Genomic DNA, 14,797 nt, shown 5'->3' with positions numbered 1-14,797 from the left:
GGTGTAACAATGGCATACGCTCTTGTTCTCGAACGCCCACGCCAACTTGCTCTGCGCGAGATCGAACTACCCGGTACGCTCGGTCCCAAAGACGTTCGCGTGCGCGTAGATGTAGTCGGTATCTGCGGTAGCGACGTACATTACTATCGTCATGGTCGTATCGGCCCCTTCGTGGTCGATGCGCCAATGGTTCTCGGTCATGAGGCAGCTGGCACAATCCTGGAATGTGGCGAAGACGTAAACGACCTTCGACCCGGTGATCGGGTTTGCATCGAGCCGGGTATACCCGATTTTTCCAGCCCCCAAAGTCGTATCGGTCTATACAACCTCGATCCGTCATTGACGTTCTGGGCGACACCACCAATCCACGGCTGTCTTACGTCGCAAGTGATACATCCCGCGGCCCTGACCTATCGCTTGCCTGACTCGATCACCCAGGCAGAGGGAGCAATGGTCGAACCCTTGGCCGTCGGGATGCAGGCGGTTACCAAGGCCGGCGTTCAGCCCGGAGACGTCGCCCTGGTCATGGGAGCAGGTCCTATCGGTATTCTTACTGCACTTTGTGCATTGGCCGCAGGATGCGCACGAGTACTGATATTCGACCCTGTCGCAGAGAAACTGGAGAACGTGGCGCAATATCGGGGGATCGAGGCACTCGCGCCCCACTCCTCCGGCTTGTGTGCCCAGCTAATGACTGCAACAAAAAACCAGGGGGTCGATTCAGTCTTCGAATGCTCAGGCGCGGCACGTGCGTTTGTCGATATAGCGAACTATCTGCGCCCTGGTGGAACTGTCGTCTGTGTCGGCATGCCTTCGACCGAAGTTCCATTGGATATTGTTGCATTGATGGTCAAGGAGATTCGAATTGTTACTGTGTTCCGCTATGCGAATGTCTATGATCGCGCTATTGCACTAATGGCTAGCGGCAAGATCGACGTAAAGCCACTCATTACTGGGAGCTACCCGTTCGAATGTTCACTTGAGGCGTTCAAACGGGCCGATCAAGCACATCCTCAGGACATCAAGCTACAAATCACAATCGAATCGTAACTTGCGTTCAATTCACTGCAGGGGGCTTCATTCGAAAGTACCCTGCATCGTGTATTGAAGAACAAACCAAGTCAGGAGGAATCGGTAGCTACTGTACAGTTTGTATCAAAGGACTTCGATATTTTTCTGAAACCTGACTTCCATTCAAAATCGGCCATTGTCAAAAAATAAAAAGGTAGAGATTGTGACGCACCGTATTGTAATCGTGGGTGGGGGTGCTGGCGGATTGGCACTCGCCACTCGACTTGGTAACTCACTTGGCAAAAATAAATCGGCATACATTACGTTGGTCGATGCAAATCTTACCCATATATGGAAACCATTATTCCACGAGGTTGCTGCCGGCTCCCTCAATCCATCGGTCGACGAACTCAATTATGTTGCTCAAGCCAAGTGGAATAACTTTCACTTCCAGTACGGGAGAGTGAATGGGCTTGACCGAAAAGCCAAAGCAATCACACTTGACGTCAGTGTCGACCAGACTGGAACCCAAATAAGTGATGAGCGCGAAATATTTTACGACACGCTCATAATTGCTGTTGGCAGTCAGAGTAATGACTTCGGGACGAGAGGCGTGCAGGACAATTGCTTTTTCCTAGACAGCCGCGAACAAGCTGAAAAACTGCAAAAAACGTTGCTATCTCGCTACCTGAGCGCCCATGCGACGGATAACTCAAAATCACTTCGCATCGCCATAGTGGGTGCGGGTGCAACAGGTGTCGAGCTCTGCGCAGAGCTGCACCATTCTGTCCGCCTGATGAAAGATTACGGTGTTCGACAAGCTAGTCCCGACAGCCTGAAAATCTGCCTCATCGAAGCCGGCCCCAGAATCTTGCCAGTCCTCCCCGAGCGGATCAGCCAAGCCGTTCATCATGAGCTTCAGGCATTGGGTGTAGAAATCCTTCGCAACTCGGCTGTCAGCGAGGCGACCAACGTTGGTTTCAAAATCGGCAAGGACCACTGCATTGAAGCTGATATCAGGATATGGGCAGCTGGTATTCGAGCACCATCGTTTCTCAAAGACATGGATGGCCTTGAGATCAATCGTATCAACCAACTGCTAGTTCGGCGGACATTGCAAACATCCTTGGACGACTCAATTTTCGTCTTGGGCGATTGCGCTGCCTGTCCCTGGGAGGGCAGGGAGGGTCACACTGTTCCTCCACGGGCGCAGGCTGCTCATCAACAAGCCGGACTTCTTGCACGTAGCTTAAAGAGAAAAATTGCCGGGAAACCGCTTCTTGAATTCCACTACAAGGATTACGGAACGCTTGTTTCATTGGCATCTTTCAATGCCGTTGGAACACTTATGGGCAACCTGTCCGGTAACACCATGATTGAGGGTTTCCTTGCTAGAACGTTTTACCTATCGCTCTACCGCATGCACCAAGCTTCTCTGTACGGAATCAAAAAGGTGGCGTTCATAATGATTTCTGACCTCCTACAGCGCAAAGTAAGACCACGATTGCGTTTGCATTAGCCCTCCACGGCATAAACTACATCTGTCCGAGTGAAATAGAGAAACGCTCTCGGGAGGCAAGGCTGGGATTGGGTAGAAAGGAGTAGCAAGGTCCACGTGGTCAATAGCTACCCTTCCCAAGGTTGGCATTTTGTTCAAAAAAATCTGATGTCACCTTGGTTTCACACCACCATAGCCAGATACGAGGACGGTCTGGAGATCCACGACGTGCTGTTCGTGGATGATTTACAAACGCTAAGGTCCATTATTGAGCTGACGGAAATGGCGGTCCAAGTGAAGTCAGTGCATCTGGTATCCCCTGGATGGCTCAATGGGGCCGGAGACTGGCGCATGGAAATACTGCTCGAAGTGGCTCAAAGCCAAGACGGGACCTCGTTGCGGTATACCGTCCAGGACGGCCGGCATTACTACTTCCCTGAGGCGCAGCCAGACGCCTCCACGACGTACTGCAAGCAAGTCTTTCCAAAACCAAAGGCCGATAGAGTGTAGTTCTCCAAGCCATTTGAGTAACCGTTCGGTGAAATCACCTACCTGCTCTCAAACACAAGGGCGATGGTGTCCACCCATTTAAGTGGACACCCTTTTACCTCTTGAGAGGATCACGATGCCCCAGCGAGCCAATGACCTAGGGCACTCAAGACGCAAATGATTTAGGAGCGCCTTCAGCCAGATCCGGCGGTGGCTAGAGTCGTGCGGAACCATGGCATCAAGGCCAGCCAATCCCGACGTCAAACTGGGGGAACAACCATAGATTTGGTTGCGAGAGGTAATATCATAGGCGTATTCTAGATCATGGCATAATGCTGGCCTCCTACTGAATTTTGGTGAGTTTTCGGGCGCCCTGTTAAGTTAGAGGAGTTTAGGGGCTGGTTGTCTACAAGCTATTGACTGAAGATGCTGAGGTTCGGAGTATCAGTCGCGACAATTTTGAGGAAGACACTAAGCGGCGCCATCGTTGGTACAGGACGAACACGCTAGTGTCCTGTCTCCGAAATAAGTTTCTATCCTGAGCTATGCTTCTGTGGTCAGTCAGTGCTTGGAGTGATCACATGAATTCTCAGGACATCGCGCTCAGTGAAGACGAACACATTGAACTGAGTCGGCGCCTAAGATCAGCCACGATCAGTCAGCGCGACGGTCGTCGGGCGCGGGTGATTTTACTGGCGGCTCAAGGCTGTTCGCGCAACGAGATTGCCCAGCTGACCGGTCTCTCCGTTGTTTCAGTCACTCGCTGGTGCAAACGTTTTCAAGAGCTGCGTCTGCAAGGCCTGGTGGATCTGCCCGGACGAGGTCGCAAGCCATCCTTGCCGGCCGAAGCGTTGAAGCGAACCCTTGAGCAAGTCACTCAGCCGCGGATCGGTCAGCCGCGTTGGAGCTGTCGCAGCATGGCTCGAGTCGCCGGCATTTCACCGGCCAGCGTCCAGCGGATATGGGCCGCCAACGACATAAAACCGCACCTGACACGCGTGCCGCACCAAAAAAATCAAGACTTGCAGCGATGCGGGCCTTTTTTACTTGTAGAGCGGGCTAACACCGGGTTAACACGACAGGCGAAACGGTGATAGGAAAACCGGGATTTCGGTGCTCACCAGTCCCGTGATTCACAGCTACCGTTGTGGGTCGATCTTCTGCGATTTGACTCCACGGCGCTGGGCTCATGCGTAATTGCACTGACCTGACCACACAATTGCATTCCACCTGACCAGGTATTTGCATTCGTATTAACCACCCTTTTGCACACGGCTTGACCAATACACACCGTAGTGAAGACCGGCCGCACACGACCCGAAGCGCCAGTAGGGACGGGCAGAAACCGGCCAGGAGCGGTGTTGAGGAGGCACCCTAAAAGCTGGCAGTCGTGACCGGCGGGGGTGTGTTCCGGCCAGTACGCGCTTCCACTCGTGTAACCGCTGAGATTCGGGATATGAACGTGAACGGGACCTCGACTATAGCTGCGGGCAGGCCATTGAAATCGAGAGGGTCGAGGATCCGCGGGCAGCAGCAGAGGTGCAGGACTCGCTCCCACGCGATTGTCATTGATCCAACATACGCTAAGGTTCTTCTGTATCGAGTGCCGATGCGCTTAGTTGCAGCGTGCGGTGGGCGGATGCGGGGTTCGCACGGCTGATTGGATCGCGTGCAAGCCCCTTGGAGTTCTTGGCGGCGGGCCACGACTTCGGCTATCCGATGTTGGGCGTCATGGAAACGCGGGGGAAGGCTAGATCCCTGCCCGAAGCCTCATCCGACCTAGACTGGTGTCAAGTGCAACGGGAGTGCGCAGGCTTGGCTGCTCCGGGTATTGCCTCGATCACCGACCAGAATGATTGCGACAACTACAAGAACTCTGCAGGGAGGGAGGAGAGATTGTCCGAACCGTCGGTTAATGCAGTCGATTTCGTGCGGCTGAATCTCATCGGGGAGTCCCCTGCCTTCCGAGAAGCGTTGAACGCCATCTGCCGGAGTGCCGCGTGCGACGCCACGGTGCTTTTGCAAAGCGAAACGGGAACCGGGAAGGAGCTTGCTGCTCGCGCCATTCACTACCTTGGTGCCAGGCAGGGCGCTCCGTTCGTACCGATAAACTGTGGCGCCCTTCCCGAAAACCTGATCGAGAACGAACTTTTTGGTCACGTCCGTGGCGCCTTCACCGATGCACGGGAGTCACGGTCGGGCGCAGTCGCCCAAGCGGAGGGCGGTACGCTGTTCCTGGACGAAGTGGATGCGCTGTCTAGCCGGGCGCAGGTCGCGCTTCTGCGTTTTCTTCAGGATTACGAGTATCGGCCGATCGGTGAAGCATTCGTGCGCCATGCGAACGTTCGTATCATCGCCTCCACGAATGCGGATCTCGACGCGCTTGCTGCAGTTGGCCTATTCCGGACCGATCTTCACTACAGGCTCCACGTCCTCTCCGTGGAACTCCCACCCCTGCGGCAGCGGGGCTCCGACGTGATTGCGCTCGCCGAGACCTTTGTGCGGCGCTTCAGCCACAAATACTGCAAGCCGGTTTTGGAGCTGCCCTCGGTCACCATCGACTACTTTCTGCGGCACGACTGGCCCGGCAACGTGCGCGAACTTGAGAACCTCATCCACCGTGCCGTGCTCACTAGCAACGGGCCATACCTCAACATGCCGGGGTCCCCTGTGCCTCCGGTGCCATGTGTGGCGCCAGCGCCAGTGCCAGCGTTGACCATGCGGGGGTTCAGCGCAGCGAAGGCGCACGCCGTCGCCGAATTTGAACGGGCTTACTTGAGCGAACTTCTCTGGCGTGCGGATGGAAACATCAGCGAGGCCGCTCGTCTTGCTGGCAAGGAGCGCAGCCGCCTCAGCAAACTCGCCAAGAAGTACGGCCTCTTGCGCTCGCAGCGGGACGACCGCGTCTAACGTTTCCTGACACCGGGGGCTTCTGGGCGCGCCGCACTCCAGTGCCCATCTCCCCTCTCGTTCGTCATCCCCACAATCGGGATTGCCCCAAGCGAATCCAGCCGTGGCGTGTACGCCATAGCCCGTGTGGCAGCCCGACAAGGCTGCAGATCCCTGAACTACAGGCGGTCGACGAATTACCTTCCCAATAGGTGTGGCGTGGACGTCCCGGTTCGTTGTCCGCGGGAGATTAGCGCGTTTGCATGTCATTGATTTTACTGAGTATCGGTAGCTGGAACAGATCCTGCTTCAGCACCTTCGCCGTCGGAGCAACCAATCCAGTTCGGAGGCGCCATGTGCTAACGAAGCAACTCGTCGCGCACGGCCTTGCGCCTGCGCTTTTCACTGCCGTATCTGACCGGTGGTGCCATCCGAACCACCTCGAGCTCCACCGTACCTCAACTGGGCAGCGACATTGGCCGCGCCGCTTTCGGAGCGCTCGGCAATGCCAATGCCTCACTCACAGGAGGACCTAACCATGGCTAAGGAACAAACGAAGCAGCGCTGCATGATCGCTTCTATGCATCTCAGTCCGGACACCAAGGCGGAGGACGACACCTTCCACCTGCAGGCACTGCTTGCGCGCTACGGCTTCCTCTTCGGCGCCTATGTCCCGGGCAAATACGACGAGGCCACACGGCTCGCGGTGATGCAGTACCAGAACTTCTACCGCATCTACCCCAAAGAAGATGGCGTCGCCGACGAAGCCACGATCAAGCTTCTCAATCAGCCGCGCTGCGGCCTGCCGGACCCGGTGCCTGGTCAGCGAAGCGCGAGCGGGCGGCTCGCACCCTTCGTGACGGTGGGCGCCAAATGGACCAAGAACCCGCTCAGCTACCAGTTCCTCAATTCGACGCCGGACATTCCGGAGGCGCGCCAGCGCGACATCATTCGCGAGGCCTTTGCACGCTGGTCAGCCGTCTGCTCGCTCCGATGCGTGGAACTCAACGGCAACGCCATGCCGGACCTCTCCGTCGCCTTCCACCGCGCGAGCCACGGCGACGGCTACGCCTTCGACAATGCGGGAGGGCCGGACGGCAATACGCTCGCCCATGCCTTCTTCCCGCCACCGGCGGGCGGCGATTGGGCCGGTTCGCTGCACTTCGACGAGTTCGAGACCTGGAAGGATCAACCCGGCGGTGCCGGAATCCGCCTCTACAACGTGGCGCTGCACGAAATCGGCCACCTGCTCGGGCTGGCGCACAGCCAGGACCAGAACGCCATCATGTACGCCTACTACGGCGAAGACCGCAACGACCTGCGCGCGGACGATATCGCCGGCATCCAGTCACTCTATGGCGCGGCGACCGAGCAGCCCGCTGCCATACAACCCGGCCAGACCATCAGTGGCCACCTCGCGCAGACCAATGCGGAAGTGCGCTACCAGGTCACGCTGCAGAACAAGCTGCTCATCAAGCTCGATGGTCCCGCTGGTCAGGACTTCGATATCTTCGTGCGCCACGGCGCGCCGGCAGGCAAGGAGAACGGCCAGTACGACCAGGTGAGTTGGGGCGCGACCGCCGACGAACTGATCACGGTGGAGGATCCGAAACCCGGGACATATCACATCTTGGTGCACAGTTATCGGGGTTCGGGCTCATTCGCTTTGCAGGTTGAACTGGCTTGAGGCACGAGATGAACACAGCATCCCGCACCCTTGTGCGCTGGTCTGGGAGGCTAATCGAGCCTGGGCACTGGCTACCGGCGCGGCTTCAGCGGAGACCGAGGGGGCTCGCTGGCAGACGTCATGATCAGTTATGGGGGCGGCGGCTCATGACGCCTTGCCGCCTGCGCCCTGTTCATCCTCGGAGCGGGGGGCGATAACTCGCCCATCAACTGCAGGCTCTGGGCTGTATCCACGCATGAAAAAGTTGGCAGACTCATGGGGGGGGCGTGAAATGTTTACTCGCCCCTTTGCTCTGCGCTGACTAGGCTAGACACCAGAAATGGAGGTGCGACATGGGTGCTCTCGAATGGTTTGAACTGTCAGCCAAAGCTGCCAGTCCTGAAGGGCGCAATGCCGACTCGGGTAATACTTTTTACTCTTCGGGGCGCAACCAGCCTTGGAATTTGCAGGCAAATAATGGCAACACGCTTCGCCCAGCAATCGGAAGGGCTAGGCCATGAGCGGCCATCAACGCCTTCGCCGCTACCTCTTTTGGCGCGGCTCAATTTCTGTCATTGTTTTGCTCAGCCTGCTGATGACGCTCAGTGCCCTGGCAGACTTGGTCGCGCCTCGATAATTCTGCCTGGTCACGGCGGGCTCTTGCGAGAGAATCAACACGTAAGCCGGTAGAGCGTGGAGCCTATCACCGGCAGCCAGGGCGTTTTGTACTGCTCCCCCTCCTGCAAAGCGGCTGCATGGCGCCGAGCAGACAAAGCAGTATCGGCGTGACCTGGCATTTCCCTTGTCCTCTTCAGGTCTGCAGCGCCCTGATCATCACGGGCTCAATCTCAGCCTGCGGCGATGTTCCTTGCCAGACTTGGCGTGACAACCTCTGGTCCAATACTGCTCTGATCTTGTTATTGGTTACCTCCGCCAGACTCATGCTGTCCGAGGCATCAACGGGATGCGTCAACCTCTGCTCGATGCTCATCGACGCGATGAGCAATACCGGCATCAGGGTCATGCACAGTGTTGATACTCTCCTGCAAGCTTTCCATAAGGCGGTAGACGACCACGATCAGGCGAACCCGAACCGGCATAAATGGATACATGGGTATGCCTGGGGGCTGTTGGATGCGATGCACCGCTGTGAACTGATTGATCGGGCGAAGTATGACGAGCTGAGCAAAGACCTGGGGGTGCAGCCTGAGCGCTGACCGCTGCCCATAACGGCGTTTCTGCCCCCCGCAGCCAAGCCCACTCCGGTGGGCTTTTTTACGTCGGGTGGACACCAGTCCCCCGGGACCTGGTCTACCCTTCTCCCCATGCGTGGTATGACGCGCCTTCCGCGACCTTCGCGGCTCACCACAGGGCTGCTTTGCAATGTCCGTGATCTATTTACCGCTGGCCGCCTGGAACAAACGCTGGGTCATCGATGGCCACCGTGCGCTGTCAGCGCTGTGGGGGTTCCCAGGACCTCCTGGCCGCGGAGGCGTTTCGGCATGCCCTCGGCTGCCACGCCTGGGGACGCCAAGCGCAATACCCCGGTCGCGAGTTAATGGCCCTCCTGGAGCAGAAATACCACGCCGGGCTGTGCTGAGGCGGGCCGGGAGTCAGGAGGACGCTATGCCAGACCCATCGCCACAACCGACGCCAGAGAGCGCCGACCTGCCGGCGCTGGATCGCCAGGTGCTGGAGCATTCGCGGCACTGGCTGCTGACGGGCATCTACTTACGCTGTACCGCCTGCGGCGCCGGGCAGACCGCCAGTGAGGGCAACCAACGGTTTGTGCACGACAGTAGCTGTCCGCGCGCCGCAGGCCGACACCACCCCTGGCACGAGCTGGCCTGCATCCTGCACTGGGTTCCGAGCCAGAATCTCCTCCAGGTCTAGTCCGTTCTCTGAGGTGTCAGCGATGCGCCAGGGTATTCACGCTGCGCGTGATGCTCGAGGGCGGCGCGGTGCGCGAGGTGCTGGTCAGTCGCCACGGCGATCAATGGGGCTTGGCCATTCGGCTGGGCGGCGCCGGCAGTCGCTGGCTGCCGGTGCGCTCGCGGCGCGAAGCGCTGCGCACCTGGGCCAGTTTGACCGCGGTGGGCCGCTTTGCCGAAGCCCAGGGCATCAAGGGCTTCGCCGTCGAGCTGTGATCTTTCAGGTTATTTCGGGGGGCTGCTCACGTGCTTGCCGGTCTCGGTGTCTGGGTCTACTTCGCCTACTTTTCGCCGCAAACGCTCAAAACCGCCATAGGCCCGCTGTTTTCGTGACTCGGCATCCGCCGCCTTACGTTCCGCTAGTTCAACGCGAGCATGCATTGCTTGGAGTGCCTGGACGGTTTTCTGCTCCTGCTCCCTCAGTGTGTTCCAGCCGGAGCGAAGCTCGGCCTCCCGAGCCTCCAGATCAGATTTTTTCTGCTGGTACTGTTGCTCGATCTTCTGCTTTTCGGCGCTGATACGGGCCTTGGCGGCTGCCTCATAGCGGGCCTGATCCTGTCGGTCAGGCAGACCAGGAGCACTAACACCGCCAGGGCCAGTCCAGCGGTCCAAACAGGCCATGCCCTCCAGAGCGTGTCATAGAGGTCATGCCGAGATAAGTGGAAAATTCACTCATTTGGTCTGCTACTACTTGTCGGAATTGAAAATGCCAGAGACCACGCGACAGGCGTGCGAGGATAGATACATAAGCTCGGAAGCGGCGTCCATGTCCATGGATCAATCTCTCTGACGCCTCACGATTCAGCGGCTAACGCCTATTTGCCCCTGTTCGCGCATTGTCGCTGCGCCGGCTCGGACTAATCTCGCCTATGGTTCGAACCCGTTGGTGGGTCATTCCTCGATCCCTAACGTGGGAATCAACCGGCTTTCGCAGTGGGCATCTGTAAGTCTCCTATTTTGCTCAGATGGGTAGGTCTATACGGCCAGAATGACAGGCCTTGTCTCGTTTTTCCTGGGCCGGTTCGCAGGGTTGAGTTGACCAGAAAGTCTTGTACGTAGGGTACAACCGATGTTCCGGCATGAGCAGTGTTGGGAACAATGTCCTGCTGAACACGAATGTCATGGTCCCAGCGACGCCGTCTCCCATAGCGCATCCAAATGGCTTAGAACATTCTTAACTCCGCCCCATCGTCAACTTCAATTCACTTAATTCACTTAGCACTTTTAACCCAAGAACAACAGTCGGCAGTTCAAAATCATCCCTATCACCTTCAACCTGCGCCAAGCCTGCATCAGACCGCGCCGCCCCATTCAAGAGTTTGAAGGACTCGGCGAACCTGCTTGGCTCCGATCGCGGTTTCGCAGAGCATAATCGGCGCACTTGCGCCAAGGGCTTTGTTCGGCTTCGACATCCATTTAGCAGCCGCCTCTCTGCTTTCGAAAACCTCTTTGGTCAGGTGACAGACAACGGCAATTCGGTCTAGTCGTTCGGACGCAACAGGATTAAGGGGCTTTTGCTCACGCCTACGCCGTTCGAGCGTGGAGACCGACACATTGAACAGTATCTCCAAGTTGCGCTCTTGAAGGTCAAAGGTCACGCGAACCGCTTGGAAAAGGTGAGCAGAAAACCCTTCCTTGATCTGGAGCAACCGTTCCGAGTCCTTGAGCAAGCATCGATTGGAGCTGAAATCCCAAAATGAGGCGATCACTGCTGCAAGCGATGTGTCTCTCTTTCTTGTCTGTCGCTGACCAGTGGTTGAGGCGCTCATCGCCACTCCTTCAAATGAGTAAATTTCCGGCAAATGAAATATAGACCTCATGTCTGAGCAGTAATACTGCCATTGACCTGAACCGCTGCCCTTTCCCCACCCTCCCCTACATCCGGCAGCGCGCTGGCTAGTCCAGGCGCTGCTCCGGTCGACGGAGGGCCGCTGCTAATGCGACCAAAACCGAACTACGCTGATGGAGGGTAACTCGGAGGGGTGACTGGCAGCACACCGGCAAAAGTGGCCTCCGGCACCGACGGTGTAGGGGTTTTTATGGGCTGCTCCGCCCCCACGACCGCCTGACCCGGGGTAACTCCGGCTTACCCCGTGTGAGCAACAAGTCTACTGCAGTGATTACCGACGCAGTCGGCTTAGAGAGGCCCTAGACGCTCATCTGTCCCACTGATCATGGTTTGAGCCTTTACCTCGCCCCCCTCCCCCCTATACTCAGCCATTGCCAATAGGCTTTCACAAAACGACGGCTAGCCATGTGACATAGCGTGATGCGCCGTGTAATGCAGCCTCACTCAATCAGGCAGGGATGTCGCTTAGCTGGTAAGATGCGCCGCGTTATTACTTAAGAGGATTGTTTCATGGCCACTAACCGCTCCCAGCGTCTGCGCAAAAAGCTCTGTGTAGACGAGTTCCAGGAATTGGGCTTCGAATTGAACCTGGACTTCAAGGAAGATCTGGCTGACGAGGTTATTGACGCTTTCCTCGACGCGTTCCTGAATGAAGCGATGGAAGCCAACGGCCTCGGCTATGTTGGCGGCGACGACTACGGCCTGGTTTGCCTGATCAAACGCGGTTCGGTCAGCGAAGAGCAACGCGCCAAGGTTGAAGCCTGGCTCAAAGCCCGTACCGAGCTGACTAGCGCTGAAGTCAGCCCGCTGCTGGACGTCTGGTACCCGGAAAAGCCGATCAATCCGGTAGCTTGATGTTCAACAGGGCCATCCATCGTGATGGCCCTGTTTGTTTATGGCTCAAGACAAACGCTTCTGCTGTCAAATTATATTCCCCCTCCTATTATCCCCCGTGTCGCCGCGCCCCTTGGCTACGGCTACCTGAAAGTGCTTGTGATCGTCTCGGCAAAACTGTGTATGCCTACACGAAGCCAGTCCATCAAGTCGCACCCTAAATCGATTCTCGCGGCCTACGAACGGCGAACCCGAAGACAACTAGCTCCACTACGAAGGTTGCGCCATGTCTTTTCGTACTCGCATACGGCCTACGTCAACTGGGTTAAGCCGCTGCTGAATACTTCCGTTTTATTGCCCTTCCTTGGTCAAAAGAATTCAGCACCCCGATTGTCCCCCTTCTTCCTATCCCATTTACTTCCTGCCTGCTTTTCCTGATCCCGGCTAAACGAGCAAACGGGCGAGACGTTCAAATGAGGACAAGGGAATGAACGCGATTTGTCGCGAGGAGTGCGGCGGGCAGACTAGAGACATGACGATGGGTATCTGGTGTGACTTCCACCGTGGCTTCTACCGGGGGTGTGATAGGACGATGAACTATTGGTTTTTGGGGAGGGAAGCGAATGATGCTGAGGGGGAGGATTGGGGACTAGAAACGAAGGGCGAAAGGGAGGATCAAGTTTTTGACAACATCCTGATTATTTTGTGCTAATCAGCAAAACTTGAAATTCATCGACGCACAGTTTTTTGCGCAGACGCTGGGAACGGTTAGTCGCCATGGAACAATCCTCATAAGTAATAACGGGCGGCACTTTAGCAGTTTAAGCAGCCGATTGCCCGCCTCTATAGGGCCTTGCCCCCACCGTTCGTAAAAAATAGCCGTTTAGAGGTATTGGGCACGGCACAAGCCGCTATACCTTGGGGCATAATGCCGACACTTTCATGACCACTGAGGGAATTTATCAACATGCCCTCGTTTTTTTCCCCTCGGCTGTAGGGTTTTATTTCAGATGATCAACTCTTTGCGTCCATTGCTGCTTGCCAGTCTTCTTCTGCCCCTGTCTCTGTCTATCTGCGCCGCACCGATCAATACCGCCCTGTCGCCCAAGGTTCAACAGGCGCTCAAAGCCAGCAAATTGCAGGACAACGCCCTGTCGCTGGTGATGATCCCGCTCAACGGCCCGGGCACACCGACAATCTTCAACGCCGACGTGTCGGTCAACCCGGCCTCGACCATGAAACTGGTCACCACCTACGCTGCGCTAGAAATGCTCGGCCCGAACCATCAGTGGAAAACCGAGTTCTATACCGACGGCACGCTGAGTGGCGGCATCCTCAACGGCAACCTGTACCTCAAGGGCGGTGGCGATCCGAAGCTGAACATGGAAAAACTCTGGTTGCTGATGCGTGACCTGCGGGCCAATGGCGTGCAGCAAGTCACCGGCGATCTGGTGCTGGACCGCAATTTCTTCGTGCAACCGCAACTGCCGGAGTTCAATGACGACGGCAAGGACGAGAGCAAGCCTTTCCTGGTCAAACCCGACGCGCTGATGGTCAACCTCAAGGCCCTGCGCTTCGTCGCTCGCAATGACTCGGGCAAGGTGCTGATTTCCGTCGAACCGCCGATTGCCAGCATTCATATCGACAATCAGGTCAAAGCCGTCAACAGCAAGCAGTGCACCGGTAACGTGCGCTACAACCCGGTGGCCCAGGCCGACGGTGGCATGAGCGTGACGGTCAACGGCCAGTTGGGTGACGGTTGCAGCTCGCAGACCTACCTTTCCCTGCTCGACCACACAACCTACACCGCCGGCGCCGTGCGGGCGATCTGGCAGGAACTGGGCGGCAGCATTCAGGGCAAGGATCGTCTGGCCACTGTGCCCAAAGACGCCAAGGTTCTGGCCCGGGCGTTCTCCCCGGACCTGGCGGAGATCATCCGCGACATCAACAAATACAGTAACAACACCATGGCCCAGCAGCTGTTCCTCAGCCTCGGCGCGCAGTTCCGCAACGACGCCGACGGCGACGACGCCAAAGCCGCGCAACGCGTAGTGCGTCAGTGGCTGGCGAAGAAAGGCATTACTGCGCCGCATCTGGTCATGGAAAACGGTTCCGGCCTGTCTCGCGCCGAACGGATCAGCGCCCGGGAAATGGGGGCGATGCTGCAGGCGGCCTGGAGAAGTCCGTACTCGGCGGAGTTCATCAGTTCGATGCCGATTGCCGGTACGGACGGCACCATGCGCAAACGCCTGAAACGCACGGCAATGGCCGGTGAAGCGCATATCAAGACCGGCACCCTGAACACTGTACGGGCCATCGCCGGCTTCAGCCGCGACAGCAACGGCAATACCTGGGCGGTGGTGGCGATCCTCAACGATCCGAGACCGTTTGGCGCGTCTTCGGTGCTCGATCAGGTGCTGCTGGATCTGTACCGCCAGCCGAAGCTGGAGACGACTGCTTCGGTGCTTTGACCTTCTAGGATCAAGTTGTGCTTCTGTGGCGAGGGAGCTTGCTCCCGCTGGGCCGCGCAGCGGCCCCAAGTAAGGCGACCTCGCTGTGTCAGGTGAATCGCATGCACTGGGTTACGACTGCTTCGCAGCCGAGCGGGAGCAAGCTCCCTCGCCACAGGG

General features: G+C 57.3%; 13 protein-coding genes and 1 pseudogene. 12 read left to right on the top strand and 2 right to left on the bottom strand.

Going from position 1 to position 14,797, the window contains the following annotated elements:
- Positions 1-9: 9 nt before the first annotated feature.
- The 10 genes and pseudogenes from AC3I0A_RS09515 (at position 10) to AC3I0A_RS09470 (ending at position 9,700) form a co-directional block, all read left to right on the top strand.
- A complete protein-coding gene (locus AC3I0A_RS09515) occupies positions 10-1,050 on the top strand; it encodes an NAD(P)-dependent alcohol dehydrogenase (protein WP_489377450.1) in 1,041 nt (346 codons plus the stop codon).
- A gap of 184 nt (positions 1,051-1,234) precedes the next feature.
- Positions 1,235-2,530 (top strand): NAD(P)/FAD-dependent oxidoreductase, encoded by a 1,296-nt coding sequence (locus AC3I0A_RS09510; protein ID WP_489377449.1) that lies wholly within the window; start codon positions 1,235-1,237, stop codon positions 2,528-2,530.
- 96 nt (positions 2,531-2,626) lie between these two features.
- The gene (locus AC3I0A_RS09505; RefSeq protein WP_489377447.1) at positions 2,627-3,019 is read left to right on the top strand and encodes a hypothetical protein; all 393 of its coding nucleotides are present in this window, start codon (positions 2,627-2,629) and stop codon (positions 3,017-3,019) included.
- 560 nt (positions 3,020-3,579) lie between these two features.
- Positions 3,580-3,996 (top strand): annotated as a pseudogene (locus AC3I0A_RS09500) (helix-turn-helix domain-containing protein); the annotation flags it as partial.
- An 817-nt stretch (positions 3,997-4,813) separates the two neighbouring features.
- Positions 4,814-5,908, top strand: a complete 1,095-nt coding sequence (locus AC3I0A_RS09495) for a sigma 54-interacting transcriptional regulator (protein ID WP_489377446.1) — start codon at positions 4,814-4,816, stop codon at positions 5,906-5,908.
- Between the two features lie 517 nt (positions 5,909-6,425).
- Positions 6,426-7,574 (top strand): matrixin family metalloprotease, encoded by a 1,149-nt coding sequence (locus AC3I0A_RS09490; protein WP_489377445.1) that lies wholly within the window; start codon positions 6,426-6,428, stop codon positions 7,572-7,574.
- A 332-nt stretch (positions 7,575-7,906) separates the two neighbouring features.
- Positions 7,907-8,074, top strand: a complete 168-nt coding sequence (locus AC3I0A_RS09485) for a hypothetical protein (protein WP_489377444.1) — start codon at positions 7,907-7,909, stop codon at positions 8,072-8,074.
- Between the two features lie 264 nt (positions 8,075-8,338).
- The gene (locus AC3I0A_RS09480; protein ID WP_489377443.1) at positions 8,339-8,770 is read left to right on the top strand and encodes a hypothetical protein; all 432 of its coding nucleotides are present in this window, start codon (positions 8,339-8,341) and stop codon (positions 8,768-8,770) included.
- A gap of 409 nt (positions 8,771-9,179) precedes the next feature.
- The gene (locus AC3I0A_RS09475) at positions 9,180-9,446 is read left to right on the top strand and encodes a hypothetical protein (protein ID WP_489377442.1); all 267 of its coding nucleotides are present in this window, start codon (positions 9,180-9,182) and stop codon (positions 9,444-9,446) included.
- Between the two features lie 50 nt (positions 9,447-9,496).
- Positions 9,497-9,700 (top strand): hypothetical protein, encoded by a 204-nt coding sequence (locus AC3I0A_RS09470; protein WP_489377441.1) that lies wholly within the window; start codon positions 9,497-9,499, stop codon positions 9,698-9,700.
- 9 nt (positions 9,701-9,709) lie between these two features.
- On the opposite strand, the gene AC3I0A_RS09465 is transcribed toward AC3I0A_RS09470, so the two are convergent.
- Complete coding sequence (locus tag AC3I0A_RS09465) at positions 9,710-10,096, bottom strand: hypothetical protein (RefSeq protein WP_489377439.1); 387 nt, start codon at positions 10,094-10,096, stop codon at positions 9,710-9,712.
- A gap of 680 nt (positions 10,097-10,776) precedes the next feature.
- Positions 10,777-11,253, bottom strand: a complete 477-nt coding sequence (locus AC3I0A_RS09460; RefSeq protein WP_489377438.1) for an Xre family toxin-antitoxin system antitoxin — start codon at positions 11,251-11,253, stop codon at positions 10,777-10,779.
- Positions 11,254-11,843: 590 nt separating this feature from the next.
- On the opposite strand from AC3I0A_RS09460, the gene AC3I0A_RS09455 reads away from it, so the two are divergent.
- Positions 11,844-12,188 carry a YggL family protein gene (locus AC3I0A_RS09455; protein WP_489377437.1) on the top strand — a complete coding sequence of 115 codons (345 nt, stop codon included), beginning with the start codon at positions 11,844-11,846 and terminating at the stop codon, positions 12,186-12,188.
- 989 nt (positions 12,189-13,177) lie between these two features.
- Positions 13,178-14,638, top strand: a complete 1,461-nt coding sequence (gene dacB, locus AC3I0A_RS09450) for a D-alanyl-D-alanine carboxypeptidase/D-alanyl-D-alanine endopeptidase (protein ID WP_489377435.1) — start codon at positions 13,178-13,180, stop codon at positions 14,636-14,638.
- The last annotated feature ends 159 nt before the right edge of the window (positions 14,639-14,797 follow it).

The organism is Pseudomonas sp. KH_024_B2 (genome assembly GCF_057839965.1).
This window is presented reverse-complemented; position numbering and strand designations above follow the sequence as displayed.